The organism is Pseudomonas sp. WS 5410 (assembly GCF_012985645.1).
GTDB classification, from domain to species: domain Bacteria; phylum Pseudomonadota; class Gammaproteobacteria; order Pseudomonadales; family Pseudomonadaceae; genus Aquipseudomonas; species Aquipseudomonas shahriarae.
Genome location: NZ_JAAQWS010000022.1, coordinates 52769 through 78729, shown reverse-complemented (window position 1 = coordinate 78729; position 25961 = coordinate 52769). Strand labels below are relative to the sequence as shown.

Here is a 25961-nt window from a genome sequence, read left to right as displayed (position 1 = left end):
GCGAATTAGTTGGTGTCGGCTCGATACTGGAACGAGGCCGGCACGGTGAAGGTGTTGCCGTCAGGGATGCCTGGGCCTGGGCCGACCGGCGTCAGCACAATGGCGACCAGGCCCGCACGCGGGATGCGCAGATTCACCGGGTACAGCGCGGCAAGTTCGTCGACAATTCCGCTTGCCTCGGTTCGGTACTTGCCGGATGGCGCAACGATATTGACCTGGAACACGCCGACGTACAGGTGGTGGTCGCCGCCGAGCGTGTTGCTGGCTGTCACCGCCGGCAAAGTGAAGGCTCGCAGGTACGTTTCGCCGGAAGCCGGGGTGTAGGTCTCGTTCTCGACCACCACCTTCAGGGGCTTGGTTCGAGCCTTGGCCCAGGCCAGCAGGCGCGACTCAAAAGCCGCTGAAATGATGTTGTGGCTCATACCTGGTTATTCCTGATGGCTTCTTCGACGATCTGCTGGAAGCGGGCAAGCGTGATTTGCACCATGCCGGCCGGCGCCTGATCGGAATGCCCGTACTCAAGTGGCACGCCGTACACCAGGTTGTTGACGATGTAGGCGACCTGCCCGGCCTCCAACTTGCTGACCTCGGCCACCAGGGTGGCAATGGTCTCGTGCCCGGCCTTGTCGAAGGTGTCGATGCTCTGATTCGAAGGGGCGCCCACGGTGAACTGCCAGTTGCCCTTAAATCGTCCGGTGTCCACCGGTGACAGGCGGATGACCGAAGTGCCGATCTCGATCACCACCTCGCGGAACACGTCATCGATGGCTTCCTTTGTCTGCTCAGCGAATGCCGCCAGGCTCTCGGCAAAACTGCCTTTCTGGCCGCCGTAGCGGCTGGTCATGTGATTGGCCATTACTTGCGCACCTGCAGCTCGAAGCCAACCGCCAGGCCGGCGTAGTTCCATGGGCCGACGGCAATCACGGTGTAGGTGGTCCCGTCGAACTTGATACGGTCGTTGCTCAGTGGGATCGGCATATCCGCCCCAGTAAGCTGCACCGGCGACACCAGCAACTTGACGTCGCCACGCACGATCAGTGTGCCGTCGATGTACTTGTTGTCGTATTCCTCTCGGAAGCCGGAGCCGTTCACGACCAGTTCGCTGGGTGCAGGTGGTGCATCCGGGTCGTATTCGCCCAGTGTCTCGCGGCGCAGGACCAGTTCCAGCCCCTTCCCGCCCTTGCTGCGCGGCGCAAGCATCCGAGTGGCCAGGGCCTTTGAGCGGTCATAGATATCTGGCATCACTTGCGCCTTATTTTGTAGATGGCCGAGCATCTGCAGTTGGCACGTTCACTCCAACCAGCCCCCAGACTGGTGTCGCCCGGGTAACGAAGCAGGGCTCCGGTAGGACTCTGGAACGGCTGATCCTTCTGCACCTCTTGCCCGCCCATAACCGAATGGGTGTGGCGGACCTTCTTGTCGCCTCGGTCGCGCCACGTCTTCGTCACTGAGTCACGATCCAAGCCCTGAGCAATCAGCTGCTCGTAAACCTGGTCACGGCCTGCGCCGAAGGACTCCAGCGCCTCGGCCTTGGAAAGCATCTCGGCATATGTCTTCATCAGACGATCAGCATACCGACCAGCGATCTTGTCCACGTCAGCCTGAGCAACGGGTGTACCTGCCTTGATGGCGCGGTTCACGATCCCGTCGAAACGGCGGTCCCGGCGCTTGCGCTGCAAGTACTTGCGCATCTCGTCGGGATTGCCGCCCAACAGCTGGGATCTGGCATTCAGCACGTACTGCGCATAGTTGCCAGGCAGTCCGATAACTCCGCCAGAACGAGCCCCGGTCTGGGCGCTCTTCCGGCCGACCAGATCAAGCGCTGCCTGTCTGGGGGTGCGCACCATTGGTGTGGCGCTTACCTCAACCTGTGCAGCAGCAGGCTGCGCACTGGGCCAACCCACAATGCGGCGTCGACTGCCCATGACTTCGCGAACAGCGGCACGCACATCAATAGCGGCGTTCGCCCGGATCTCTTCTGCCTTGGCCGATACCCACTTCTCAGCCGCAGGCTGTCGGGCGTCAAACTCGAACCGCCCGAGGTCGCGTGGAATGACGATCGCCTTTACCTCAAACTTGGCGCCGGCGATGAATACCGACCTGGCCAACTCAAGGAATGCGGACAGCGCACCAAGGCTGAGCAGCGCAACCAGGCCATCCTCATCCTCTTCAGAGATCAGGCGCTCGACTTCTGCAATTGTTGCTGCGCTGACCACCGTCTTGACCTGATCCAGATAGGCCCGCTGCATCGCAGGCTCCATTCCTTCGATGGCCTGGATGATCTGCGCCGGGGTCATACCACAAACACCGCAGGCAGCGTGTAGCGGGCTACCAGCACAGGGGCAATCATTTCGTCGATGATGCTGATCACCGGGCGGACAGAACCGGCGGCGTCCGCACCCACCGATACGGCGAACTCAGTTTCCAGCGGCCCGACCTTCTCACGCTTGACCATTGAGGCTGACACGAAGTCAGGGCTGAGGCTGCCAGGGCTGACCAGCTCACGAAGACCGGCTTCGTACGTTGCTTGCTCGACCTCGATCGGCACTTGGTCCGCTGGGATCGGGTGACCTTCATAGTCATAAGCGCCTGTGCGCGGCCACTCCCTGGCTTGCCCTCTGTCCTCAGTCTTCACGCCGGGGAACAATGACTGCCACACGCCAGAAGCCAACAGCTTCCGGTAGCGACCGTCGATGTAGACCGATGCCCGGATCAGTGCGGCTTGCTTCGCCACTTCATCGCCGGCCCAGGCGGTATTCGCGCGCGCAGCGTGATAGGCGTCGGCGGCTGCGACGGTTCCGTAAAAGTCAGGCATCGGATTGTCTCGAATAGGTGGAGCGGCGAACCGCTCCGGGGTTTTACTTCTTGTCGTTGTCAGCTTTCTTGGACTCGCCGACGGCAAGGAAGTCCAGGCGCTTGGCACCCTTCAACCCTGCCTCGGTGAATTCCACATCGACGGAATCGCCTGGCGCGATGTATTGAACGCCAGACTTCGTATGCACGCCCTGCAGCGCCTTCGAGTTGTTGGTCACTTTCATGTCGACCTCCTATCAGGATACTGGTGGGGTGATTTCGTCGAGGTACGCCACGGCGCCCGGCAGACGAATCTCGGTACCGCCGGTACGGGCGATGATCCCAGTTTCGAAGCCCATGATGGACTTCTGGCGCGGTGCCAGGACGCGGCGCGGCATTGGCAAGTGGAAGCGAACGACTTCCGGGTCCTTGCGGTACGCAACCAGACGACCACCACCATCCTGCGAAGCGTTGCGGGCCTCGCGCAGTGGCGCGATATCCAGCGGCAGGCCGGTCTCGGCGGTATAGATGTTGTTTTTGCGCACGTACTCCAGCACGGTGATCATGCCGTCGCCAACACCCAGGCGAGCCGTGGCGATGTATCGGAACGCATCAGGCGGCAGGCGCAGCGTATCGGCCCACTCGACCTCACCGGTGTTGGTGCGGATCGAACCCAGCACGCCATTGATGTCGGCCATGATCTGGTCGACAGTTTTGGCGGACCAGAAGGTGGAACTGCCGGTGCCAGTGGCCGCCGCATCCACGCGGGACACGTTGCCGTCGTTCAGCAGGCCGGTCCAGCGCTTCTCGGTGCTGCCGACGAAAGCGATGCTGTTCAGCAGGCGCTCAACCTTGTCGGCGGCGGAATCCGCCTTGGTGCCACTGAGGTTGATGCCGTACAGCTGGGCCTGGTTCACCTCTTCCAGGTTCCATTCCCAGCCGGAACCGATCATGGCGAAGTCGTGCGAGGCCTGGTCGTGGGTCGCCGAGTTGAACGGCATGTCAGTGCCAGAACCCGACAGGAACTTCGCCTCACCAGCGGTATCGACGGTGAAGAATGTGGTGCCGATGGCCCACGGGGCGCCCTCGGTCACAACCGGGATGCTTGCTCCGTAGTTGAACGCCGGGTAACGGCGCGTGTAGATGCGGGTTTCGATGTTCCGGCCTTGGGCCAGAACGAACGGGAACGCCGACTGAGCGTCTTCGAAAGCTTGAGGCATGTTAAGCGCTCCGATGTTTGATGGAGATTTCGACGATGTCGCCGTTCGCACCGGTGGTGTCGAAAATGGCGCCAGGGATCAACACTGCGCCTTCAGCGGCGGTCGTGACGTAGCGATTGGTCGCGGCGACGTAGTACACGTCATCACCAGGCACTACAGCTGCGCCGGCGGTTACGTACATCTGGCCATCGGTCATGAACGCGCCGGTGAAGTCTCGCGGGTAACCGTCGATCAGAGTGGAACCGGTCGCCACAGGCGGTACGGCTGCGCTCAGCACAGCCAGACCCAGGAACAGGGTGCCAGTGGCGGCGATCTTGTGATCGTTGCCAGCACCAGCCACACGGAAGCCAGGCGCGCCGAAGACAATGCCTTCGGCGTTCGAGACGGTGCGACTGATCTTGTTGCACTTCTCTTCGTTGGCGACCAGGCCGGGCACGCCCTTGGCTGGAGCGTTGGTGTACGTGGTTTGGTAAGTAGCCATGGTGTGCTCCTTATGCCTTCGGCAGGTGGGCGGTTTGCATGTCCAAAATCATCTTCAGCCGTGCTTTTTCCGAATCATCACCACCGGCAGCGCTGTCCTGGTGGATCATGTGCTGGCGGAATGGGTCATTGGCCGGGTTCTTGGCAGCGTCTTCCACCAGGATCTCGAAGCGGGCATCGATGTAGGCGTCAGCCTTGCCCGTTACGGCCGCATCACCCAGCTTGGCGATGACCACGGCCTTGCGGATCTCGGCGTCGGTCTTGCCGGTGTAGTCGGCGTCGGCGATGGCCTTGGCTTTGCTGAGCAGGTCGGCGCGGGCAGTTACGCGCTTGTCGATATCGGAGTCACTGATCACGGCCGCCTTCAGCTTGGTGATCTCGTCGTCTTTCTTGGCCAGTTCGCCATCCTTCAGCGCGATTGCAGTAGCGTGCGCATCGGTCATGGTCTTGGTGGCGGTGGCAGCATCAGCAAGCTTGGTGTTCAGCTTCTCGATGGCCTGGGCGCCTTGCTCGGTGACATCAATGGAGATGCCATCGACAAGGAGTTTTCGCAGTGCATCAGCCATGTCATGGCCTCCTTTGGGGGTGTCTGGTTTGTGGTCACCGATGCGCAGATCGATGCCGCCCCGAGCGCGATGCTCAAGGCTGAGGTGGTTCATTTTCATAGGGCCGAGGTAGCAGTCGTACTGCTCACCGTCGCCGGTTACGCCATCCTGAAACACAACTTCGGCGCCGTAGCCCATGGAGAGCTCGCGCTTGCCTGACTCGTAGTCAGCGATGGCCTTGGCGTCCATCAGCACCAGGGGCACCTTGACGAACTGCCCGTCGCGGACGACTTCTCCACCGGTTTGGCCGATAGCGACGTCTTTCCAGTTCTTGGAATTGACGCCGTCGCCGCCCGGGTGGCCATTGGTCATTGGTCGGTATGCGTACGAGTGCATCGCATCAGCGTGGAAAACCGCGCTTTCGGGCCGGTACACGCGAACGATTGGCTTATCCCGCAGGCCGTGTTCGTTGTCCGGGTCGATCTCGGTACCCAGGTAGTCCTGAATGCCGGTGCGCGCCACCCTTGCCTCGGCTACCAGGTAACCGTCCTCGGTGCGCCGTACGCCTGTGACTGGCACGGAATCGGTAAAGATCATGGGTCGATTTCCTCGATGTCAGGTTTGGCGTCGGATGGCGGGCCAGGCAGATCATCACCGCCCTCTTCGTCCGGAAGCTCTGCGCCGAACTGGTCGATGGCCGCTTCCAGCCCAGGCATCACGCTCAGTTCCACCAGCAGGTTCACCGAGGCAGCCGACAGCGCGTCTTCAGGGAACAGGGCCGAATCCTTCAGCGCCTTGATGGTGTCGGCGGTGGTCTTGCCGATGTCCGATCGTTCTTTGGCCGTGGCCTGCCACAGTGGAGCCCATGAGTAGTGGATCTCCTTGGGGCGGCTGCCCAGCGCTGAGCGGATCAGGCATTCATCCAGCACGCTCATGGCTGGCTTGATCTCCAGCTTCTGGCGCGACGCGACGTTGTCGTAGTAGTTGCGGGTGTTCTCTTCGCCGTTGGCGCCCAGGCCCGTGGAGGACTGGCCGAACATTCGGGTGCCCGGGATATCGAACGCGCCGGACACGCCCTGCTCTGTCTTGGCGATCACCTCAGGCAGATTGCCGAAGCTGGCCGACTTGGAGCTATGGGTCTCGGCGCCGTCGAGGATCAGTGTGCCGTTGATACCCTTGGCGGTAGCAGCCAGACGCAAGCGCTCCAGCAGCAAGCGCTCGTAATTCTTGTCCTGCATGCTCGCCATCAGGTTTGGGATATTGATGACGTCGATCTTGGCCTCGTAGACCAGGCTCACAACGTTGGCCACCGTCTCGTCGTAGTGACGCACGGCGGGCATCGCAGCCAGGAGCACTGAGTCACCCCAACCGAAGCCGCAACCGACCGCGAGCTCAGGGTCAGGGTGTGGCGTGCCGATGAAGATCACCAAGCGCGACGGGTGGATCTCAACCAAGCTGCCCGGTAACCGGTAAGCCTTGGGCTTGCCAAAGCGCGGGCTCTGCGGGTCTTGTTCAATCTCGGTCGCGCTGAGTTGTCGGCGAGTCATGACAGTGAGGTACTTCACGCCTCCCTGCTTGATTCGCTCAGGGTTCAGCTCGGATGCCGTATCACGCTCGCCGGTGCCGATGAACACGGCAGCACCACCGAACAGGCGGGCCTTCAATAGGGCCTCAAGAATCTTGCCCTTGACATTCAGCCGATCCTCTTCGGCCTCGATCAGCTCAATCTGGTCCTTTTCAGCCTGCCAGTTGCGCCAGTTACGGCACGCGTCCACCGCAGGGATGGTGACGCCCTTCTGCGCCGTCCACGATCCACGGAAGGCGTTCAGCAGCTGCTGGTCGTCCATCTCCGGCACGGCATAGTGCGAGTGGGAGGCCTTGTCGCGCGCAGTACCCAGTCCTGCGACCAGGTTCTGCAGGCTGTCTTTCAGGTAGCTGAATGCGCTCATGAGTTGCTCACGTTTGCGAGTGTGTAGCTGCCCGCAATCGGGAAGCGCTGGACAATGAAGTAGCCGAGTGCGTCGACCGGGTCTTCAGTGCCGTCCTTGTTGGGTTGGCCGTGCTCGTCATAGGCCTGCTGCTCCAGCACCTGGGTGGTGACCGGGCAGTTATCGGTGTTCACCAGGTAGCGGCGCTTATGGTCGATATTCAGGAACATGGCGTTCACTGCCAGCACCCGATCGCGCACCACGGGGTTAGATGGGTTCACCATCACCATGAAGCCGGCGGCGCGGAGCAGACTGTGGTCCGACTCGCTGCCGTTCACGCTCTTGCGGTTCTTACCGCTGGCGTCGGGATAGACCGTGATGCTGTGCCCAGGGAAGCGGCGCTTCAGTTCAACGATCATCGCCGGCGTGTCGAACAGGCTTGTGGCCTCTTCCAGCAGCATGGGCAGACCGTCGCGGATGACGTGGACCGTTGCGGCCATACGGTTGATGTTGAAGTCCATGCCGACGTGCAGCTGCTCGCCTGGGCGAATAGTCGCGTCGGTGTGGTTCTGCTTGCGGCAGAAACTCGGGTACACGCTGCCAGACGTCAGGTTGACGAACAGGCCATCGATATAGGCGTCCACCAGATTGGATGGGTAGGACTCGCGCAGCGACTTGATGTAATCCTTCGGCAGGTTCTTTGCGTTCTGCCGCGTCGAGGCGTGCACGATGCCGTACAGCGGGCGCTGGCTGGGATTCGATGCAAGCTCCTTGACGAACTTGCGATACACCCAGTTGAAGCCCTCCGGCGTCGTGGTGACGTCAATGGTGTTCATGTCGCGGCCAGGCCAAACCGTGGACATCCGCGCAATGATCTTCTTCCATGCGCTGTCGGCCTTCTTGATCGGCATGCAGTCGATCTCATCGACCAGCGCATGCGCGATGTTGAAGCCAACGATGCGGTGCGGGTGTTCCATGCTCTTGCAGACGATCGTGGACAGACACCGCCCGCGGTTGTCACGCAGGTACACGCGCTTCTTGCTCGGCACGATATCGGCGAACAGGCCAAACGCCTCAGCAACCACCGGCATGGTGTCGTAGAAGATGTCGGCGATCTGCGGGTAAGTCGGCGCGAAGTAGCCCTGGGGTATGCCAGGGTTCTCCAGCGCATTGATACAAAGCCGCACGCACCCCACGAAAGTCTTACCGCTACGGTAGCCGCCGACGAACGCTGAAAACTTCTTGGGGTGGCTGATGAACTCGAACTGGGGCCTATTCAGCTTCAGGGTCGCTTGCATCTTCTACCCCGATGATTACTTGCTTGGGCTCGGGCAGGCCCTTGTTCGGGTCTTCCAGTTCGCGGCGCAGCTTCTCGTTGGTGAGGCGCTTGCTGATCAATTCCTCCTTGGTCTTGGTCAGTGACTCGATGCGACCAAGGTATCTATCGGCCAACAGGTCATGACCCTCACCAGAGGCGAGTAACACGCGCCCCAGCAGGACCTTTGTCAGCCTGAGTTCGTCGTCGATCTGATCGAGTTGTGCGCCATTGAAGTCAGCCTGCTCTTCCTCTGTCAGGAATTGGCTATAAATCGATCCAGGCCTAGCAGCGTTCTTGTTACCTCGCTGATCCTTTGGCCCGGTACTCTTGCCGCCATGTAGCTTGCAGCGAGAGGAACCCGGTATCGCGTGACGCTTGCATGGTTCCCCGTTGCCGCGCTTGGATGCGCCGCATAGGGCCATAGTCAGCCTCATTCATGGGGTTGGTTTTCGCAGAACGATTCATTCAATGCATTCGAACGTCATTCAATGATCATTCGATTCTGTTTTACCTCACCAGCCGCCGACCATCTTGGCCCCTACCGCCATACCGGCGATGAACACCAGTACGACCATCAGCGAACCACGGCTCGGTGCCATCGATGCCACTGGTTGGCGCATGGGTGGCGGCTCTGGAGGCCTGACCGACTGGCATCCACCACACACTGGAATGCGCTGGTCCGTGATCAACGACACTCCGCACCCAGTGCACGCGGCGCACCTGGTGGGAGTCATGGCGCAACCTCATACTGGAATGCCCGATCAGCAGGCATGGCCGTCACAAACCGGCACCGGTGAGCGTCGAACTCTTCCCGCGTCGCAATGGTGCGCTCATACCGGGAGTTGGTCTTGCCGGTAAACCGCTCACGATGAACGACCACTCCCTTACGCAGGAACTCGACCTCAGCCGATCCCAAGAGCTTGGTTACGATTACTTTCATGTGACCTGTCTCGCGCCACGATTTGGCGCATTCGAAAACGTGGCGCGGATTACTCAGCCTTACGGCCTGGCAGCTTGAAGTCGGTAACTCGGTCAGCAATGGACCTGATCTTCTCCACACCTAAGAAGCCAACCCATCCACCGACGAAGGTTGCCATGCTCTGGGGAAGCTGGAAGAACTCAAGCCCGCTAATGATGGTAAGGGCCAATCCACCACAGATAGCGCCCTCCACGATCATCTGGCGCCGCGTGCCGCCGCCGTATGTGATTCGCAGAACAGCCATCGCACAGGACAACGCAGCCGCATAGAGGATTGGCGAATGCTGGCTCAACCACGCAAGCGCTATCGCCCAGGTGTCTGGTTTGTCTGGCATGTTGGACATCTCGGTTCCTCCCCGTCAGGGAGTTAGGAATACGACAGGCCATGACCTGCGGAATTGAATCGGCTCACACGGCACTCCCAGCTCGGAGCAATGGGTGTGGTGGAGCCGAAAACGAGAAGGTCCGCAACGTGGCGGGCCATTATTTTCAGATGATCTTGGGAGGATTCAGGGCTGCCCAAAGCAACGCCTTGCCCCTGACCAAGTCCACATGAGCGAGGCTCAGCAACTTGGAGTCAGCGAAAGAGTGACCCGCGACCAAGTTGTCGATCTCCTGGAAAATGCCTTCCAGCGCTTGGACTTTCTTCAGGATCAGTTCTTCGTGCTCGCCGCGGGCCTTCGCCACAGCGACGCGAACATCCTCAAGCGGAATGCCGACGCCCGATGGATGGGCCTTCTTACAAAGCAGCATGTGGTCGGTGTATACGGCACCGAATACGCGCCCATCGGCATGATAGAAGTCGCCGGAGCCCTGACCGCACAGCCCGATCACGAACGAGCTTACAGTCCTGGGCTGATCGGTATTCAGCAGCCCAATAGTGACGTTTAGGAACGCGGAAGGACTCACCAGTGCGAGTCGGACGAGCGCACTCGAAAGGCTGCTTAGGCTTCCACTGATCAATGAATCAACCACTGCCTGGGTAGCGCGTTCTACTTGTTCGGACATTTGCTGTGCCTCATAACGAGAAAAGCCCCAGCGAATGCTGAGGCCCTGAATAGGTGCGCGTGTCTTCCCACGCTGCCAGCCAAAGACCTTCCCGGCGTCGACGCCCCAATGCATCGATCTCGCTGATCCGGTCTCGCGCCGCTCTGGAAGTCAGGTGTGAACAGAGCGCGTGGGCTGCCGGTGTTCTTTCGTGACGCGTGACTACCGGCGATACCGCGTCCAGGGGTTCCCGAGGGCTGTCCTGGCTACAGGTGAAACTGGTGCTGCCTGATGGAATCGAACCACATAGCCTCGGCGCAGGATTTACAGTCCCGTGTGCGTCCCAGCGCACATTCAGTCAGCGTAATTTGGCGGAAGGTGAAAGAGTCGAACTCTTACCGTTTCCGATAGCTCCGGGTTCAAACCGGATTGCCCACCACTGGGCGCCACCTTCCAGAAACGAAAAACCCGGCGCGATGGCCGGGTTTCATTGGATCATTTAGTTAGTTGCCGTAGGCAAAACTCTAACAGTGGCGAAATAATGCCAAAACGCCGACTTGGCGTCAAGCAGCCTCTTTCATAATTTTTATTGCGCCGGAAAGCGGCACCAGTGCTTCCTTGTCCAGCCAGTTGCAGGCGTCGAAACAATGCTCCACGAATGGCGCCCAATCCCTTGCCCACTGATCACCTGGTAGCTCCACGCCGTAGGTGTCGTATATCCACACCCGCAACTTGAAAACCGTGGGCAGCGGATCGTCTCCCTCCCCTTGTCCACCCTGGTTGATACGCCGGTACCGATGCAGCGTTGAAGCGCAAACATACCTGGCGCGCATCATCTTCGCCGCCGTCATCACGCCTGTTCGAGATGCGTTCTGGTAGGCCGTGGCGAACAACAGGTCTTCCGCCTCGTCCTTCTCGTCATCAGTGGCGATGGGGCTGTACATGTGGTTGCCGAAGGCGCGCAGGTCGTCAGGCAGAGATGCAATGGCGTTTTGTATCCGCGCCGATATCGCCTGCTGCATGGCATGCCGGCTGTTCACGGACTTTTCGGTCTTCTGCACTGAGCATCCGAGCAAGCCGATCTGCTCGACGTGCGAGCCCTGGCTATCCCACGGCGTGTAGAGGGCGTCATGCCAAGCCAGACGTGCCGAGTTGAGTTTCATCATGCTGCAGCCCTCTTCAGTTCTCTGGTCTTTGCCCGGTACGCAGCCTTGATGGCCTTGATCTCATCCACGGTGTACTTGCGCACGCTCTGGTCGGATTCCAGGGCATCGACGGCCTCCTGGCCAATGCGAGCTATCAGGCCGATCCGGTAGTCCACGGCGTTGCCGGAGAGGAATCGGTTGTCCTGCTTGCTCTGGGCATGACAGTTACGCTCATCGAAGCGCAGGTGCGGCGCGGAGCCGACGCTGCGGTAATGCCCTGCATCTACTGCGTTTCCGCTCCAGTCCAAAGGCTTGCCGCTGGAGATGCAGAAGTGGCCGGCGGCCTGGTCACGGGTGCGGATGTATTCGTTGAACGCCTGCTGAGCCTCGCGCATGTGATCGCCGCGACTTTTCAGGGCCTCCTTGCGCACCTTGATATCCCGGCGACCGGCCTGGGCAAGCGACTTTTTCTCCTTGGCCTTCTGCACCTCTACGGTGGCCAGCGCACACTTAGGGCTGCACACCGCCTGACCGAGGCGCTGCGGGACGAAGGAGTCCCTGCATGCTGGGTTCTTGCAGGTCTTGGGCTTGGGCGCCTTCTTCTCGATGGCTACGCGCATGGCTCTGCCTCCTTGGCTTTCTGCTGCTCGGGCGCGAAATCGCCGCGAAGGGGCATCAGGCAGCGCTCAGGAACAGCTGCGTACTTGACCTTGAATGGTTCTGGCTTGAGCTTGTTTGTGGTTACAAGCCCGTCCGCCGCCACCACCCAGCAAACCTTCATCTCTGGATTGCCCACCCTTCCACCATCCGGGAGAGTGATTGTCGAATCACTGGTTTTCCGAATCAGCTCAACAACCATGCCGAGGTTTGATTCAATTGATGCGTCAATGACAAGCGCCAGGTCGCCCGGCTTGAAGTTATGGCTCATGCCGCCTCTCCCATGTTGCAACGCATCTTCATGTACTCGCTGTCCTCGGGATGCGGAAGGTAGATCCCGTGTTCAGCGGCCCAGGCGTCAATGCAGGTCATGAACGAGTGCATGGCACCCTTGTCCAGATCGCTGGTGTGCTTGAGTTCGTAGCGCTCAGTGACTTCGCCGGTCTTGAGGTTGATGTCGCGGATAACCTCTTCGCCCAGGAAGGTCAGCTTCAGGTTGCGCTTCATGTTCTCCATGTTCATCGGCGCACCGGTGGCGAACGTGGTCTTGCCCATGGACACGAAGAACTGGGCTGCGCACTCGCACCACTTGTGGAACAGGGCATTCTGGGGAAGGCTCCGACTGGCCCCGGTGATCGCCACATTGCAGGGGAACCCTTTCTTGCGGATGGCCGCCTGCAGGGTCGACAGTTCGGCTAGGGAGTTGATGCGCAGTTTCTCGGCCATCACTGATCACCCCGCAGGCGAGCCAACAGCTTCAGCTTCGCCACCTCTTCCCGCTCAGCGTTCAGCTCTGGAATGAGCCGTTTGAATGCACGGTGGTAGCCAAAGGCATAGCCAAGCTGAGTGCCAGTGGCCCAGGCTGTGAGGATTATGAAAATCAATCCGACTTCGCTCATGACTGCTCTCCCTGGCCCAGGACTGCAAGAGCATCGCGAGCATCTGCGGCCTCTCCATCCATATTCCCGTCGGCGTGCCACATGGCATCTTCTGCGGTTTTCAATGCCTTACGCAGCGCCTCGTTCTCGGCCTTCAGCTCAGCATTCACCCGCTCGTAGGCTTCGTAGCCGGTGCGTAGGCCGGCGATTTCGGCGCGTAGCTGGTCGCGCTCAGCGAGAATCTCCTGTGCTTTCCTAACGCTCTGCCAATCGCCATAAACACGCAGATTCCCATCCAGCGTCATCCCAACCGTGAAAAGCTCAGTGAGGCGCGCGTTTTCGCGCTGCGCTTCCTGCATGTCCTCGATGTAAGTGATGGCCGCCGACTCAATCTCGCTATTTTCCGTGGAAAGACGCTCGTTCTCGGCCTTGAGCTGGTCGCGCTCGCTGGCAACATCAATCACCTTGGCTGCATTGCAGTCGCATTGGCCGCGCCATTCTCCGACCATGTCATGCACGTCACCGGTATCTCCACAAGTCCAGCAGGACGGCCCGTGCCGCCAAACCTCAAGCTCTTGCGCAAGGTCACGTTCGGTTGTGCTCCGCAATGTCTTCAGCCGATCGTTCTCGGCGATCAGGGCCAGCACTGCGGCGGGATTAGCTGCAGCGATGAAGTCGGCATCTCTAACGGGCTGCTCACCCGAACCATGAATCTGTGCAGGGCCAGCCTGCTCCCAAGACCAGTACGCCTCATCCCCCTCTTCCGAGACCATGACTTCGTTTCCGTCGCCACGCTCCCAAGGTGTCGGAGTGGCCGCCTCGGCCAGCCGCTTCAGTTCGCTGTAATCGCTCATGCCGTCACCGCCATTGTGATCAGGACGCAGAACACGCCAATGGAGAAACCCGCCAGGGTGCAGGCTGCTGTGATTGGGAGGCTCATGGCTTCACCTTCAGGCCTGCGGCTTCGATGGCCGATTGTTGAGCCTTGATCAGTTCCGCAGCCTGAATACCAATCGAGAGTGCCTGAGGATTTTTTTCATCCTGCTCAAGCATCTTCGCGATGTGGAATGCATCCTCCGGGGAGATCGGCCCCGCAAGTTCGGTGCCCATGTAGTGATCAATCTCTTCGCTGGCGCCGTATTCGGTCAGCGTGTAATCGAGCAGGCGCCCGCAGGTTTCGCAGTGACAGCAGCCGTCATTTTCTTGCTGCCATCCGCCATCGACGTATTCAGCACGCCCTGCTGCGACCTCTGCTTCCGCGCATGACCGGCAGTAGGACGGACCCTGGTCAGCGTCAGCACCACCAATCCAGTGAGGGAATGGAATATCCAAGGAGTTTGCGTGAGCGTTCAGAACCAGCAGCGCCGCGCCCGACAGGTCTTGCGTCTTCACCTCTACGAATTCGGTCATGTCCGTTGCTCCCCTGCTTCTGCGATCAATGCCATGCGCCCCAGGCGCTCCGATTCGTCTTTGCGGATCGCCCGAACCATCGTGAAGATGCAGTAGCCGAGGCAGATGGCGATAGGTGCGAAAAGAATCCAGCCATTGAAAACCCATGCTTTACGCCACTCCAAAGAGCCAATGGTGGTTCCTTCGTAGATCCATGGGCCGATCCAGATAGTGTTCACTGGCCCCCAAACCACGAAACAGAAAACCAGCATTGCCAGCGCAGAAACTGCGCAGCGAATACCCGCTTTTTCGATGTGATCCTTCATCAGAATTTGCCCTCTACGCGCTGCGCATCGCGCTTGATGTTCATTTTTGCCAGCAGCAGTTCGCGGGCTGACTTGCCGTCGGCCGGGATGCCTTGCTGAAGGATTCGCGCCTGGGTTTGCTGGTCGGCCAATTCGTCAGCCAGTTCCAGCGCCGTCTTCTGGCTGTCGTGGCCGATGCCGGTGAGGATCTTTCCGTCGAGCGGCTGGCCTTCCTGGGCGCGGCGGATCACCACGGCGTAGTTGTGATCAAAGCGCTGGCGAAGGCCCTTGTCTTCCTGCTTGGCGGAACGCAGGTCGAACAGCCCGGTGGCCTCGGCGGCAAACTTCACCGCTTCGTGGCTGTAGGTACCAATCAGCGCCTCGATCCATGCGTCAGCTGCGAGCGGCATACCGAAGTCTTCAGGGCCAGGCACGCACATAGCGATGAACTCACCAACGCTCGGCGCGAACGGCTTCTTGAGCTTTCGGCACTTCTGGATACCGAACTCGATCTGCTCCAGAGTGCGGATGCCCTCGTCGGCAAACTCCTTGATCCATTCGGCCTTGGCGGAATCGAGCGCTTCGGTGGACGGCCATGCTTGGCGCCACGCCGGGAAGATCCCGCGCAGGCGGCGGAACAGGGCGTTCACCACTTCGGCCGTCTGTGGCGTCACCTGTAGCGGCTGAGCGTGAACGGCGGGCGGCAGGTTGCCCATGGTCGCCATCAGTTGGCTGGCTGGCTTCATGGGCTCACCACAAGCCCTTCGGCCCATGCGTTGCTGTCGAAGTCAGGCTCGTTGCTCTGGCGGCGCGCCGGGAACTGACGGACGTTGCTGGCTTGATTTCGGTCAGTTTTGACCCACTTCACCAGCAGCGCCACCCATGCGTCTTGCGTCTCCATCCGGCCGGATGCCGTGTAGTGACAGACGAACGAAGCCGTGGCATCAGCAGTGAACACATCCACCGGCAGCGTCATCCGAAGGGCATAGTTTTTCAGGAGGTTCCGGTTCGGCTCCCAATCCAGCGTCATTTCAGATGGCGCCTTGGGGTCGACAGGAACGGGGTCGGCTTCTGGATTTTCTTCTCCCTGCACACCTTCGGCTGGCGCCAAGCCGTCGAACGTTTCGGCGACCAGCGCTTCGTGCGCAGAGAGAGAGTTGTGTTGATCTTTATTCTTCTCTACATCTACATCTTCTTTAGGTAACGCAGAAGTAACGATGCGAGCGTTACCTTTTGCGTTACCTGCTTTATGACTGGCTACGCGCTTTGCCGTGAGGAGCCTGTTTTTAGCGGTCTTCCCGTTGTGACGCTCAAAATGAGGAAGGCTGATCACACCCTCAGCTTCTGCCATCCAGCCCACGGACTTCATGTGATCGCAGAAACCGGTAACGCCTACTGAGCGATCAAGTAACTTTTTACTAACGCTTGGAGCGTTACCATTTTCTGTTTGCTGATCGAACCAAGCCCACACACGCATGAGCTTCCCCACCACCGCATCCGGATCAATGCCGGCCAGGTCGGCGATAAGGCAAACCTCTGGCTTGTCCATGGTAGTGAGTTCGAATTTAATCCAGTCGCCAGCCATTACTTGGCTCCTTTGCCGACAAGGCAGGCCAATTCAAGGAAGCGATCCACGTACCAGTGCGGGGCGGTCTCGCGGGGGTTGTTGGGGCTGGTCAGGTTCTTGCCATAACGAAGGCCCTTATCAGTCACCGACCAGAAGTCGACGACGCCGCGCTTGGTGCTGTTGCGCTGGCACTTTTTGATAAAGCCGTTAGCGGCCAATAAGCGGTTGAAGGCCGTGGCTGTGCTGGCTATCCCGTTTTCTTTGATGAGGTCGGTGATGGGCTTAGTTTCCATCGAAGATCCGCCAGTAGCGTCTGGAGCGGCGTCGATGGCATAACCAGGGAGGAATTTCGCATCCAGTCCGTTGTTGGCGGCGATCTTGGTCAGCATCATCATTTGGCTTGATGGCGCCGGCTTCAGTAGTCTGGTGAAGCACTCCATGATCGCCAGCTCCCCGATGACCTTAACGCTGGCGGGCAGCTCGGGCTTTTGAGCCTGCTTTTCAAGGTACTGCCAGCGATCAACCAGCTTTCCGGTGAACTCTGGCGAGAGCTGCGCGACGATAACGTAACTATCACGTTCGCCAACGTTGTAGATCCTGGTGGCGCGAGGACGACCAAGTTTGTCCGTGGACCATTCATCCTCAGATTGAGGGTGGACCAATCCGCCCTGGGCCAAGTCCTCGATGAGGCGCTTCACGTTGTCGTGACGCCTCTTGGTCAGCTTAGATATTTCTACGGATGACATAGTCCGCGCCACGTTTTGCGATTGCAGAAAACGTGGCGCGGATTCGTTAATGTTGACGACTGATTGGGGAATAGGCATTATTCGCTCCAGAACTGATTTGTAAGTGCTGCACGAAAAGCCACCCTTGCCCGGTGGCTTTTTTGTGCGTCCGATTTACTGCTGGGTTGTTTCACTGGCAGATCCTCAATAGTCCCTGAGGGGCTAATCAGCCCTTTCGTCCTATGGAAGCGACGTTGCTCCGGCTCTTTGGTGGCCGGGTCATTCGATCAAGCGCCCGGTTCATAATTGTTGCGGCCAGCTCTTCTGGGGTTACGCCTTTGCGTCTGGCTAGCAGCTCCAGATCGGCGACTCCCTGCCAGTCGAGCTGGACTTCCAGCGGTTTTCTTTCAGGCACAGGGCCTCCTAGGCCACTTCAGGCCACATCAGTTTTCGCGTTAAGCTCTTCCATCATCTGGTTCAGGCCGCGCTCGAGGATTTCCCGAGCGAGAACTGCTTTCTGCGTGCGCTGAAAACGCGCCATGGCGGTGAGCAGATCGTCGGCCACTTCATCCAGGCGGACCTTGGTGGGTTTGTCGTGCATGTGGCTTGGGTCGAAATGCATCGTTTGTCTCCAGTGGCTGATGAATTGGTTTAAGCGGCTGATTTTTTAAGCTGGTTTTGACTCGGGAATGGGCGAACCTCTTCGGCATGAAAGGTGCCGTCCGACGCCTCGGTCACGAAAATGTCCCGGCCAACCCTGAGTGCTTTGTTCAGCGCACCCTGGGACATGCCGAGCAGCTGAGCGGCCTTGGTTTGGCCCTTGCTGATAGCGAACTGATTGAGAGTGATTCGGCTCATGGCCATATCTCCATTGGCATTCATGTCGGCAGATTATCTCCCATGGAGATACTTTGCAACTCCAATGGAGATGGTTAACTATTTCCAGTGGGAATATTCTTGCGAAATGAATAAAGAAAGACGCCAATTGCTTGATTGGGAGCGGGAAGAGTGCGCGGCCTTGAAAAAGGCAATTGCGGACTTCAATGCCTCGCGCCCGAAGGACAAGCGCCTGACCCAGGACGAGATCGCGCACGCTGTCGGCATGAGCCAGGGAACACTTGGCAGCCATCTGAATGGCCATCGCCCACTCACGCAGAAGCTTGCTGTTTCTATGGCCGAAATGCTTGGCGTGCCGATTGGCTCTTTCAGTAAGCGCATCGAGGACGACATAGGTCGCATGGCTTCTGCTGCGGGCTTGAGTCAGGCGCCGGCTGCGATAAGTTCAGGCGGCCGTACTCCCCCGCGCAGCTTCGATCTGAACGATGAGCCCGGCTACACCGGCGTCCTGCAACTGACGGCGCGCGGGTCAACCGGCGACGGGGACGACAACCCGCACGTCGAGATCCGCGGCGTGATGGCGTTCAAGTCGGCCTGGCTGCGCGCAAACAACCTCAACCAGAAACACCTGGACGTGATCTATGCGAACGGACACAGCATGGAGCCGACAATCAATGACGGCGACGTGCTGCTGGTGGATGAGTCGAGAGTGGAACCGAAGGACGGCCAGATATTCGCCATGCAGAGCGAGTCAAAAGGCACGATCGTGAAGCGCCTGGTGAAGTCCGATTTCGACGGCTGGATCATTCGAAGCGACAACCCGCTCTACCGCGATGAGACGCTGCGTGATGGGGAGATAAACGAGGTTCGTATCATCGGTCGCGTAGTCTGGCGCGGCGGGATGCTTTAGCAATTTAATTGAGCGCAAGGCGCATGGAGATAGCAGTGAGCGAGCCAATCAACACGACGACAATTCCGCACGTACAGGCGGGAAGCTATATGGATGAGCAGGTCGATCAATTTGACGCATTCGCAATCAGCTGGAATGAACAAGATGCGATTCATCTTACGTTCGGCAGAAACTCTTTACTGGTAAAAAACTCTAGGATCATTACCTACTCTGACAAACCTGCAGAGGTTGAGACAGGTTCCGCCGAATTGTTCCGCTTGGACGTTGGCGCGGTAACCATGCCTATCGAGACGGCTCGATCTCTAGCAAAAACCCTATCTCGAATGGTCGAGCAATTCGATTCTCGGAAATCGGAAAATGACTAGACTGAATGCGGTTCTGGATTCCAAAGGCCACATCGTCCCGGTAAGGAAAGGTGACAGAAGCTCCGACACCGGCAATACTGGTGGAGAAGAACCTCCAGGAGAGCATCCAATGGAAGCGCGCGTAGCGAACCTTGAAAAATCTATCCCAGAAATACGGGAGGCGCTTGCACGCATTGAAACAACTCTGGGCTCATTCGATAAACATGTGTTCCCGAACCTGGCTACGAAGGCAGACCTTGCCTTATTGGCCTCAAAGGATGACCTTGCGGGCTATGTAAGGGCTAGCGGCAAGGACGTTCAGGACCTAGCTGTCAGCTTTCAAAAATCAATCACTGATGTCCAAAAGACTATCAATGAGCAAACCTGGAAATATATAGGTCTTGCAGGAGTGCTGGCCGGGCTAGCCTTTACTGCCGCCAAGTTCATCCAGTAGCAGTTCCTCCGTACCAAAGCCCGGCCCAGCACCGGGCTTCTTGTATCCGCCCTTCCCGCCCTCACCAATCCTTCCGCACAAATATCTCTGCTCTCCTGCTGCGATGTCATCTCGCCTGCATGGTAGGATTCAAGATCAATTCACATGGAGGTTTCGATGCTCGGAAAAATACTTGCTGCGCTCGGGGTGGCCGCTTTTGCACTGGGTTTCTGGGAGGCTCAGACTGCTTTTCCTGGTTCCCACAAGCAAATGGAGGCGGGCTGGCTGATGATCGTAGGTGTTCCTCTATCCATCATCGGGCTATGGGTTTGGCGAAAATCAATCAAGAAGTGCCCGGCCTGTGCGGAGCGCATAAACAGAGACGCCGTCATTTGTAAGCACTGCAAGTCACCGGTGGCATAGGTCCACTCCTGCATCCAAGCCCGCCAATGAGCGGGCTTTTTTATGCCTACCTTAAAAATTATCTCCATTGGAGTTGACATGAATATTTCCATAGGAGATATTAGCTCCATCGAGTCACCCAACAGGGACTCGCCAGGGCCTCACGGCCTGACCCGCTCTTTAAAAATTCAGAAGACGATCCCGCTGCGTAAATAACAGCGGGGCCGCCTGTCCGGCAAGGACAGGGAGGGCCGATGCAAAGGCTCTGTCAAAAACTAACTATTAAGCCGCTACGCCTCTACTGGGGACCGGCGATCTGATCTGACCTACCGCCTGGGGAGTGACTTGGGTGCTGGAAGGAAACGCAGGGAGAACCTGCGGCGGATCGAGGGATACCGAACTGGCGAATGATCCAGATATGCGTAGCGAGACAGATTTCCTCGATGCCCTTCTCACGAGGGGTATCAGGGAAATCAAACCGGAGAATTAGCAGATGAAGATTGAAGGATTGACGATTGAAGTAATTCCAAAGCCAGGCACCGACGAATTTGATCAGTTGGCCAAGCAGTTCGCCGAATCTGCTTACCGGCACTTTGTTGAGTTGTGGCGACAAGGTGCTGAGCAGGACCCAGCCGCCACTTACCCTCAGTTCCTGGCTACTGAATGATCTCGACCTGGTTTGCTCTCGGCACCTGAGGCGGCTCAAAAGGCTTTGCAAACACTGAATGGATGTTTCCGCAGTCACCACAGCTTGCAACCAGGATGTTCTTGTTTGCCGGGGCGGGCTGGATGGCGACCTTAGTCAATCCTTCGACTCCGCATGCCGAGCATTTCGGTTTAGCAATTTCCATGTTGTTGCCTCAACGGTTGTAGGGACTTGAGAGGCTACCACGGCCCGGCGTGGGTAAATATCCGGGCATCAAATTCAAGCCGATGACCGACGCCAGTAGCGGGTCACGGCGCCACAGATTTACTGATGCCGCTTCGATGAGGCGGCATTGGAAATCCAGCGGAGGAAGTGAGATGGGCAGATTTGAAAGTTTTCCGGAACAACTGATGGCCTGCTTCATGCTGGGCTTTCCAGTAGCGGGCCTGCTCTTAGGTGCCGTTCTCCTTGGTCTCGTCTGGCGAAAGGCCTGGGCCTGGATCGACGATGCTGAGGCTGGGCGTAACCCCGTGCTTGAGTTTTTGGCAAGGCTGCGCGGTTGGACGCCATATACCACTGAGGGCGCAGGCTACCAATGGTGGAAAGACAAAAAGGACTCAACGCATACAGAGGTCTTTCTTCCGTTTTTTGGGGCGTCCTTCCTTGCCCCGCTAGCGATTTTCCTCGGTATTAAGCTCTACCCGCTTGTTGTCGCTGCGCTGACCATGGTCGCCGTTGCTTTTGTGGCCCGGTTCGCACGGCGCCACAAAAAGCTATTCGACAAGCATCTGAAAGATCCCGAAGCACACAAGTGAACCATCTTCCTGCGCATTCACAGAGTGCGCAGCGGGATGCGGATGAGTCCACACGGCGCAAGGCCGCCCCCTGCATCAATCACCTTTGACGACCCACCACGATCCGTAGCCAGTAGCTGGATTGTGCGCAGATGGCGACCTGCTGTTTCAGGCCTGCCATCTGGTTTCACAAATGCCTCTAGTCCCCCTGGAGGTATTTGGAAGCCCATTCCACTTGGAGAAAGACATGGCCCGCACTTACGAATATTGGACGGTCAAGGATGGCGAGGACATTGCCGTCAACCTGACCGTTGTCTCTTTCTCGGCCTCGAAAGGCAACTTCAGCTCGCAGGCCGCTGATCCCGATGAGTATCACGGGCACTGCGAAATCGAGTGGGAATCGAAAGACGACACCAGCTTCATGACTGAATCTGAGATCGCCTCGATGGAAGAGTGGCTTGTGAATGAGCATTCCGAGTACCTGGCCGATCAGGACTACTACGACTAACCCGCCACCCTGGAGGCGACCATGAACGCAGCATTGAAGATATGCCAAGAGCGCTTCGACGCTCAGTTGCCTCCAGAGATCAGCGAGGAGGATCTGGAACAGGAGTGGCTGGAACACTCGGCGGAACAGTTGGTGTGCGGCATGGACATCAAGTGGAAGCGCCGCTACGGCCGGCCGCAGGTTGTTACGTTCGACCGGTACTGCACGTACCTGCAAGGCATCTTGAATCAGCGCCAGATCGACAGCCTGGACCAGCGCGACTCATTCGCCCGGTTATTCCTGTCGTCGATCCTGGGCAGCCAGGCCGACTCACGCGGCCACGCCGCAGACCTGATTGGCGAGCAACGCCCCATTGAATCCGCCGAGCGTATCGCCATGACCCTTCTCAAGCCCTACGCCGCCGACGCGGTTGCAGCCGAGCGGGAAGAGGCAGAAGGCGACGTGGATGCGGACCTATGAGCCCGCACATCCTTATCGATGAAGCGCTGGATAGCCTCTCGCATCCGGACAGTCCGCCCGGTAACAGCATTCTGGTTCAGCAGATCATCACCAACCTGATGACGGATCAGTTGATCACCCTCGAAGAATTCAGCCATTACTGCCAGCGCCTGCTGAAGCATTGCAGGCAGCGCAAGGAGTTCGCATGAGTACCGCACCGGTTAAATCGCTGATCGACGAACAAATTGAAGAACTGCCCGAATTCATGGCGGTACCAAGCGACCGCGTACTGATGGTGTTCAAGGGCGCAACTTGGGAAGACGCTCTACACTCTGCTGAATTAGCCAGCATTGAAAATGTTCACGCTTGGAGCCGCAGGGCCTGCCTGTGTGGTGAGTGGACGATCACATATGAGGTGAAAGCTTGACCTCCTACCAGCGTGCAAAACGTGCCGCCATCCTCCGCGGAAGTTTAATCGCCATCTCCGTCTTCATCTTCCTGATGCTGATCAGCGCCCTCGCTGATCGCGTCACTCAATAACCCCACACCTTCAAACGCTGCGTGCATCGCGGCAAGGATTCTGTCGTGTCCGAATTAACCACAAAGCAAAGTTTCAGCCTGACGCCGTCGTCGCTTACCGAGGCAATGGCCTTTGCCGACATCCTGGCCAAGTCGACGATCGTGCCAAAAGAGTTCCTCGGTAACCCCGGCAACATCCTGGTTGCGATCCAGTGGGGTTTGGAGTTGGGCCTGCAACCGCTGCAAGCGATGCAGAACATCGCGGTCATCAACGGGCGCCCGGCGCTCTGGGGTGACGCAGTGATTGCCCTGGTGCGGGGCTCGCCTCTTTGTGAGTACGTCTACGAAAGCGACGACGGACACGCGGCAACCTGCCGAGTGAAGCGCCGCGGCGAAGACGAGCAGGTCAGAACCTTCGACATGGACGATGCCAAGACGGCGGGATTGATGGGCAAGCAAGGCCCGTGGACCCAGCACCCAAAGCGAATGCGCCAAATGCGGGCCCGAGCTTTCGCCTTGCGTGACGTGTTCCCTGATGTGTTGCGCGGCATGCCGGTCGCGGAAGAGTTGCAGGACATGCCGAAAGACCGCGAGAACGGCCAGCCCCTCGCCAGCGTAGCCAAGATCGCGGCGCCGACGGAGCTTGAGGCGTATCCCGACGAAAAGCTGGCAGAGAACCTGCCGAGATGGCGCAAGGCGATTGAGGACGGCAAGTCATCGCCAGAGCATCTGATCGCCACTGTCAGCAGCAAATACACGCTGACCGCCGAACAAATCGACTCCATCAACCAGCTCAAGCCACTCGAAGGTGCAGCAGCATGAAAATCCATAACGTTGCTCAAGGCTCTGCCGAATGGCATGCCCTCCGCGCTCAGCACTTCACCGCTTCTGAAGCTCCGGCAATGATGGGCGCTTCGAAGTACCAGACCCGCACCGAGCTTCTCACTCTGAAGAAGACCGGCATCGCGCCAGATGTGACGCCTTCGCAGCAGTTCATCTTCGACAAGGGTCACGCGACTGAGGCGCTGGCTCGCCCCCTAGTGGAAGTCATGATCGGCGAAGAGCTGTATCCGGTCGTGGGTACCGAAGGCAATCTGCTGGCCTCTCTGGACGGCGCGACGGAGCTCGGTGAGACGCTGTTCGAGCACAAGCTCTGGAACGAATCACTGGTCGCCCAAGTGAAAGCTGAGGACCTGGCACCGCACTACTATTGGCAGCTTGAGCAGCAGTTATTGGTGAGCGGCGCCGAGCGGGTCATCTTCGTTTGTTCCGACGGCACTGCCGAGAACTTCGTCAGCATGGAATATCGCCCGGTCGCCGGCCGCGCCGAGCAACTGATCGAAGGCTGGAAGCAGTTTGAGGCCGACCTGGCTGAGCACACCCCACATGCCGCTGTTGTTGAAGTTGTCGCGGCCGTTATCGAAACGCTGCCTACGCTCTCCGTCCAACTCGAAGGCGCCGTGAAGTCGTCCAACCTTCCCGCCTTTCAATCTACGGTGATGGCGCGCATCCAGGCCATAAACACTGACCTGCAGACAGATCAGCACTTCGCCGACGCCGAGGAAATGGTCAAGTTCTGCGACAAGGCCGAAAAGAACATCGACCTTGTGAAGGCGAATGCGCTCGCACAGACGGCCAGCATCGACGAGCTGTTCAAGACCTTGGACACCATTCAGGAAGAGCTACGCAAAAAACGCCTGATGCTCGACAAGCTGGTGAAGGCTCGTAAGGTCAGCATCCGTGAAGACATCGCCATGGACGCAGCCAAGGCGCTGCAGGTGCATATCGACCGGATCAACGCATCGCTGGGCGGAAAGGCGCGCATGCCGGCTGTGCCAGCGGACTTCGCCGGCGCCATTAAAGGCAAAAAGACCATTGCCAGCCTGCGCGATGCCGCTGATTCGGAGTTGGCCCGGGCGAAGATCGCTGCCAGCCAGATCGGCGACAGCATCCGGAACAACTTGGCCAGCCTGGACGAGCTCGCCGCCGACTACATGTTCCTCTTCAACGACGTGCAGCAATTGGTGATGAAGGCGAGCGATGATCTGGTAGCGCTGATCAAGGTTCGGATCTCGGAACACCAGAAGGCGGAGCAACAAAAGGCCGACGCGAAGCGTATCGCCGAAGAGCAAGAAGCCCAGCGCCTGGCAGCTATCAAGCCAGAACCGGTCGTGGAGAAGGTGGCGACACCAGAGCCTGTCCGCACCGCTCCGGTCCAGGCGACCGTCGGCCAGGCCACAAAGCCTGTGGCGAGCCACACCGTGGAGCAGGTAGCGCTGCAGGCCAACGTGACAGACTTCGAGGCCCTGGTGAAAGCCGTGGCATATGGTCAGGCGCCGATCACCGTCCTATTGGTCAACCGGGAAGCGCTCGACGCGATGGTCGCGGCGCAGGGGTCGACCTTCAGCATGGCCGGGGTGACGCTGGCCAAGGCGGCAGCATGATCAGCAACCACCTCAACCTGGTTGAGCAGCAGCGTCAGCACGCCGACTCAATATCGGAGCGCACGGCGCAGTTCCTGGCGGCCGGTGGAACGATCTACCTGGGCGAAAGCCCGGCGATCAACCCGCTGCCACCGCCCCGCTCCACCAAGATCGATCCCGAAACCATCCTCAAGCGCCGAAAGCCGCCCATCACAGCGGCAGAACGTAAGGCGCTGCGCAAACTCGCGGAGGCATTATGAGCAAGCGCAAACCCCACAATCTCAAAGCACGCATTGACCGGTCCTGCCGGTCGCTGCTGGCTGCCAACCACGTCGCGGTGGTGAACATCGATCCCAGCGGCCGCCAGGGCATGGTCAATTACAAGTCGCTGAAAAACATCCCGCCCGGGAAGATAGGCCAGGCCGTTTGCGGAATTCCTCACCGATGGACGATCTACCTCAGCGCCCTGTGTATCGACGACCGCGGCGACCGCTACAGCAAGTCGGTGGAGGTGGCGCCCGATGGCGTTTACCTCTCCGACCACCTGGAAGATGTGATCGAGCATTGCTACAAGAAACTGCGCGACGAGGCCAATCAAAGCCAGATGGTGGCTTCGGGCTGGATCGCCATACCTGAAGCGATGTCGCTGGACGAGGCGCACGCCGCGCGGATCTTCGAAGCCGTCGGCGCCTGGCACCAGGTAAAGGTCGACTCATGCGCCGCATAACCCGAATCCAGCAACGCAAACGTCAAACCTGGCTCGCACTGCCGGCCAGCGGAATAGAAGAGGTA

Annotated in this window: 42 protein-coding genes and 1 tRNA gene; 13 read left to right on the top strand and 30 right to left on the bottom strand. The window is 58.9% G+C overall.

The annotated features are described in order from the left end of the window. Positions 1-5: 5 nt before the first annotated feature. From HBO24_RS25145 to HBO24_RS25005, 29 genes are all read right to left on the bottom strand, one after another. The gene (locus tag HBO24_RS25145; protein ID WP_170060545.1) at positions 6-422 is read right to left on the bottom strand and encodes a phage tail terminator-like protein; all 417 of its coding nucleotides are present in this window, start codon (positions 420-422) and stop codon (positions 6-8) included. Next, positions 419-844, bottom strand: a complete 426-nt coding sequence (locus HBO24_RS25140) for an HK97 gp10 family phage protein (protein ID WP_169872458.1) — start codon at positions 842-844, stop codon at positions 419-421. The genes HBO24_RS25145 and HBO24_RS25140 overlap by 4 nt, the downstream gene beginning before the upstream one ends. A gap of 11 nt (positions 845-855) precedes the next feature. Next, a complete protein-coding gene (locus tag HBO24_RS25135) occupies positions 856-1242 on the bottom strand; it encodes a hypothetical protein (protein WP_169872438.1) in 387 nt (128 codons plus the stop codon). After that, positions 1242-2297, bottom strand: a complete 1056-nt coding sequence (locus tag HBO24_RS25130; RefSeq protein WP_169872439.1) for a hypothetical protein — start codon at positions 2295-2297, stop codon at positions 1242-1244. Before HBO24_RS25130 ends, HBO24_RS25135 begins: the two co-directional genes overlap by 1 nt. Next, positions 2294-2815 (bottom strand): DnaT-like ssDNA-binding protein, encoded by a 522-nt coding sequence (locus tag HBO24_RS25125; protein WP_170060544.1) that lies wholly within the window; start codon positions 2813-2815, stop codon positions 2294-2296. The genes HBO24_RS25130 and HBO24_RS25125 overlap by 4 nt, the downstream gene beginning before the upstream one ends. A 43-nt stretch (positions 2816-2858) precedes the next feature. Beyond that, positions 2859-3038, bottom strand: a complete 180-nt coding sequence (locus HBO24_RS25120; protein ID WP_169956921.1) for a hypothetical protein — start codon at positions 3036-3038, stop codon at positions 2859-2861. A 12-nt stretch (positions 3039-3050) separates the two neighbouring features. After that, positions 3051-4013, bottom strand: coding sequence for a DUF2184 domain-containing protein (locus HBO24_RS25115; RefSeq protein WP_170060543.1), 963 nt, complete (start codon positions 4011-4013; stop codon positions 3051-3053). A gap of 1 nt (position 4014) precedes the next feature. Continuing rightward, a complete protein-coding gene (locus HBO24_RS25110; RefSeq protein ID WP_170060542.1) occupies positions 4015-4494 on the bottom strand; it encodes a hypothetical protein in 480 nt (159 codons plus the stop codon). A 10-nt stretch (positions 4495-4504) separates the two neighbouring features. Beyond that, positions 4505-5635: a DUF2213 domain-containing protein gene (locus HBO24_RS25105; RefSeq protein ID WP_170060541.1), complete on the bottom strand. Its 1131-nt coding sequence runs from the start codon at positions 5633-5635 to the stop codon at positions 4505-4507. Then, a complete protein-coding gene (locus HBO24_RS25100) occupies positions 5632-6987 on the bottom strand; it encodes a phage portal protein (protein WP_170045030.1) in 1356 nt (451 codons plus the stop codon). The genes HBO24_RS25105 and HBO24_RS25100 overlap by 4 nt, the downstream gene beginning before the upstream one ends. Then, positions 6984-8264, bottom strand: a complete 1281-nt coding sequence (locus HBO24_RS25095; protein ID WP_170060540.1) for a terminase family protein — start codon at positions 8262-8264, stop codon at positions 6984-6986. Before HBO24_RS25095 ends, HBO24_RS25100 begins: the two co-directional genes overlap by 4 nt. Next, complete coding sequence (locus tag HBO24_RS25090; protein ID WP_262381474.1) at positions 8239-8706, bottom strand: HGGxSTG domain-containing protein; 468 nt, start codon at positions 8704-8706, stop codon at positions 8239-8241. The genes HBO24_RS25095 and HBO24_RS25090 overlap by 26 nt, the downstream gene beginning before the upstream one ends. A 308-nt stretch (positions 8707-9014) precedes the next feature. After that, positions 9015-9224 (bottom strand): hypothetical protein, encoded by a 210-nt coding sequence (locus HBO24_RS25085; protein WP_005785637.1) that lies wholly within the window; start codon positions 9222-9224, stop codon positions 9015-9017. Between the two features lie 49 nt (positions 9225-9273). Next, positions 9274-9606, bottom strand: a complete 333-nt coding sequence (locus HBO24_RS25080) for a phage holin, lambda family (RefSeq protein WP_154906951.1) — start codon at positions 9604-9606, stop codon at positions 9274-9276. A 145-nt stretch (positions 9607-9751) separates the two neighbouring features. Continuing rightward, positions 9752-10270, bottom strand: coding sequence for a hypothetical protein (locus HBO24_RS25075; protein WP_170060539.1), 519 nt, complete (start codon positions 10268-10270; stop codon positions 9752-9754). A 348-nt stretch (positions 10271-10618) separates the two neighbouring features. Beyond that, positions 10619-10704, bottom strand: a tRNA-Ser gene (locus tag HBO24_RS25070). Positions 10705-10812: 108 nt separating this feature from the next. Then, a complete protein-coding gene (locus HBO24_RS25065) occupies positions 10813-11415 on the bottom strand; it encodes a hypothetical protein (protein WP_262381556.1) in 603 nt (200 codons plus the stop codon). Then, positions 11412-12014, bottom strand: coding sequence for a recombination protein NinG (locus HBO24_RS25060; protein ID WP_170060538.1), 603 nt, complete (start codon positions 12012-12014; stop codon positions 11412-11414). Before HBO24_RS25060 ends, HBO24_RS25065 begins: the two co-directional genes overlap by 4 nt. Then, complete coding sequence (locus HBO24_RS25055) at positions 12005-12322, bottom strand: hypothetical protein (RefSeq protein WP_170060537.1); 318 nt, start codon at positions 12320-12322, stop codon at positions 12005-12007. Before HBO24_RS25055 ends, HBO24_RS25060 begins: the two co-directional genes overlap by 10 nt. Further along, positions 12319-12777: a recombination protein NinB gene (locus HBO24_RS25050; RefSeq protein ID WP_170060536.1), complete on the bottom strand. Its 459-nt coding sequence runs from the start codon at positions 12775-12777 to the stop codon at positions 12319-12321. The genes HBO24_RS25055 and HBO24_RS25050 overlap by 4 nt, the downstream gene beginning before the upstream one ends. Continuing rightward, complete coding sequence (locus HBO24_RS25045) at positions 12777-12950, bottom strand: hypothetical protein (RefSeq protein ID WP_170060535.1); 174 nt, start codon at positions 12948-12950, stop codon at positions 12777-12779. Before HBO24_RS25045 ends, HBO24_RS25050 begins: the two co-directional genes overlap by 1 nt. Further along, positions 12947-13783 carry a hypothetical protein gene (locus HBO24_RS25040; protein WP_170060504.1) on the bottom strand — a complete coding sequence of 279 codons (837 nt, stop codon included), beginning with the start codon at positions 13781-13783 and terminating at the stop codon, positions 12947-12949. The genes HBO24_RS25045 and HBO24_RS25040 overlap by 4 nt, the downstream gene beginning before the upstream one ends. An 82-nt stretch (positions 13784-13865) precedes the next feature. Next, positions 13866-14339, bottom strand: coding sequence for a hypothetical protein (locus HBO24_RS25035; protein ID WP_169867159.1), 474 nt, complete (start codon positions 14337-14339; stop codon positions 13866-13868). Next, entirely contained in the window at positions 14336-14644 is a 309-nt protein-coding gene (locus tag HBO24_RS25030) for a hypothetical protein (RefSeq protein WP_170060534.1), read from the bottom strand. Before HBO24_RS25030 ends, HBO24_RS25035 begins: the two co-directional genes overlap by 4 nt. Then, positions 14644-15369 carry a replication protein P gene (locus tag HBO24_RS25025; protein ID WP_170060533.1) on the bottom strand — a complete coding sequence of 242 codons (726 nt, stop codon included), beginning with the start codon at positions 15367-15369 and terminating at the stop codon, positions 14644-14646. The genes HBO24_RS25030 and HBO24_RS25025 overlap by 1 nt, the downstream gene beginning before the upstream one ends. Next, positions 15366-16208 carry a DnaT-like ssDNA-binding domain-containing protein gene (locus tag HBO24_RS25020; protein WP_170060532.1) on the bottom strand — a complete coding sequence of 281 codons (843 nt, stop codon included), beginning with the start codon at positions 16206-16208 and terminating at the stop codon, positions 15366-15368. The genes HBO24_RS25025 and HBO24_RS25020 overlap by 4 nt, the downstream gene beginning before the upstream one ends. Continuing rightward, a complete protein-coding gene (locus tag HBO24_RS25015) occupies positions 16208-17014 on the bottom strand; it encodes a Rha family transcriptional regulator (RefSeq protein WP_170060531.1) in 807 nt (268 codons plus the stop codon). The genes HBO24_RS25020 and HBO24_RS25015 overlap by 1 nt, the downstream gene beginning before the upstream one ends. A gap of 334 nt (positions 17015-17348) precedes the next feature. Further along, positions 17349-17537 carry a hypothetical protein gene (locus HBO24_RS25010; RefSeq protein WP_010568074.1) on the bottom strand — a complete coding sequence of 63 codons (189 nt, stop codon included), beginning with the start codon at positions 17535-17537 and terminating at the stop codon, positions 17349-17351. A gap of 29 nt (positions 17538-17566) precedes the next feature. After that, positions 17567-17773: a Cro/CI family transcriptional regulator gene (locus tag HBO24_RS25005; protein WP_044274852.1), complete on the bottom strand. Its 207-nt coding sequence runs from the start codon at positions 17771-17773 to the stop codon at positions 17567-17569. Positions 17774-17879: 106 nt separating this feature from the next. On the opposite strand from HBO24_RS25005, the gene HBO24_RS25000 reads away from it, so the two are divergent. The 3 genes from HBO24_RS25000 (at position 17880) to HBO24_RS24990 (ending at position 19460) form a co-directional block, all read left to right on the top strand. Beyond that, positions 17880-18662 (top strand): LexA family transcriptional regulator, encoded by a 783-nt coding sequence (locus tag HBO24_RS25000; RefSeq protein WP_262381555.1) that lies wholly within the window; start codon positions 17880-17882, stop codon positions 18660-18662. 35 nt (positions 18663-18697) lie between these two features. After that, positions 18698-19027: a hypothetical protein gene (locus HBO24_RS24995; protein ID WP_170060530.1), complete on the top strand. Its 330-nt coding sequence runs from the start codon at positions 18698-18700 to the stop codon at positions 19025-19027. A gap of 109 nt (positions 19028-19136) precedes the next feature. Further along, the gene (locus HBO24_RS24990) at positions 19137-19460 is read left to right on the top strand and encodes a hypothetical protein (protein ID WP_057712063.1); all 324 of its coding nucleotides are present in this window, start codon (positions 19137-19139) and stop codon (positions 19458-19460) included. Positions 19461-19678: 218 nt separating this feature from the next. Here HBO24_RS24990 and HBO24_RS24985 read toward each other — a convergent pair whose 3' ends face one another. Beyond that, positions 19679-19942, bottom strand: a complete 264-nt coding sequence (locus tag HBO24_RS24985; RefSeq protein WP_170060529.1) for a hypothetical protein — start codon at positions 19940-19942, stop codon at positions 19679-19681. A gap of 392 nt (positions 19943-20334) precedes the next feature. Between HBO24_RS24985 and HBO24_RS24980 the strand changes: the two genes are divergently transcribed. The 10 genes from HBO24_RS24980 to HBO24_RS24935 all read left to right on the top strand — a co-directional run bounded on the left by HBO24_RS24980 (position 20335) and on the right by HBO24_RS24935 (position 25896). Then, complete coding sequence (locus HBO24_RS24980; RefSeq protein ID WP_157255584.1) at positions 20335-20508, top strand: hypothetical protein; 174 nt, start codon at positions 20335-20337, stop codon at positions 20506-20508. A 356-nt stretch (positions 20509-20864) separates the two neighbouring features. Further along, complete coding sequence (locus HBO24_RS24975; RefSeq protein ID WP_170045012.1) at positions 20865-21302, top strand: hypothetical protein; 438 nt, start codon at positions 20865-20867, stop codon at positions 21300-21302. 226 nt (positions 21303-21528) lie between these two features. After that, the gene (locus tag HBO24_RS24970) at positions 21529-21789 is read left to right on the top strand and encodes a hypothetical protein (protein WP_017736473.1); all 261 of its coding nucleotides are present in this window, start codon (positions 21529-21531) and stop codon (positions 21787-21789) included. Between the two features lie 21 nt (positions 21790-21810). Further along, positions 21811-22248: a hypothetical protein gene (locus HBO24_RS24965; protein ID WP_170045011.1), complete on the top strand. Its 438-nt coding sequence runs from the start codon at positions 21811-21813 to the stop codon at positions 22246-22248. Next, the gene (locus HBO24_RS24960) at positions 22245-22436 is read left to right on the top strand and encodes a hypothetical protein (RefSeq protein WP_042560004.1); all 192 of its coding nucleotides are present in this window, start codon (positions 22245-22247) and stop codon (positions 22434-22436) included. The genes HBO24_RS24965 and HBO24_RS24960 overlap by 4 nt, the downstream gene beginning before the upstream one ends. Next, positions 22433-22654: a hypothetical protein gene (locus tag HBO24_RS24955; RefSeq protein WP_017736470.1), complete on the top strand. Its 222-nt coding sequence runs from the start codon at positions 22433-22435 to the stop codon at positions 22652-22654. Before HBO24_RS24960 ends, HBO24_RS24955 begins: the two co-directional genes overlap by 4 nt. A gap of 158 nt (positions 22655-22812) precedes the next feature. Beyond that, a complete protein-coding gene (locus HBO24_RS24950; RefSeq protein ID WP_054898778.1) occupies positions 22813-23568 on the top strand; it encodes a recombinase RecT in 756 nt (251 codons plus the stop codon). Further along, entirely contained in the window at positions 23565-25190 is a 1626-nt protein-coding gene (locus HBO24_RS24945; protein ID WP_170060528.1) for a YqaJ viral recombinase family protein, read from the top strand. The genes HBO24_RS24950 and HBO24_RS24945 overlap by 4 nt, the downstream gene beginning before the upstream one ends. Beyond that, positions 25187-25429: a hypothetical protein gene (locus HBO24_RS24940; protein ID WP_017736466.1), complete on the top strand. Its 243-nt coding sequence runs from the start codon at positions 25187-25189 to the stop codon at positions 25427-25429. Before HBO24_RS24945 ends, HBO24_RS24940 begins: the two co-directional genes overlap by 4 nt. Then, positions 25426-25896, top strand: coding sequence for a hypothetical protein (locus HBO24_RS24935; RefSeq protein WP_170045007.1), 471 nt, complete (start codon positions 25426-25428; stop codon positions 25894-25896). Before HBO24_RS24940 ends, HBO24_RS24935 begins: the two co-directional genes overlap by 4 nt. Positions 25897-25961 lie beyond the last annotated feature (65 nt).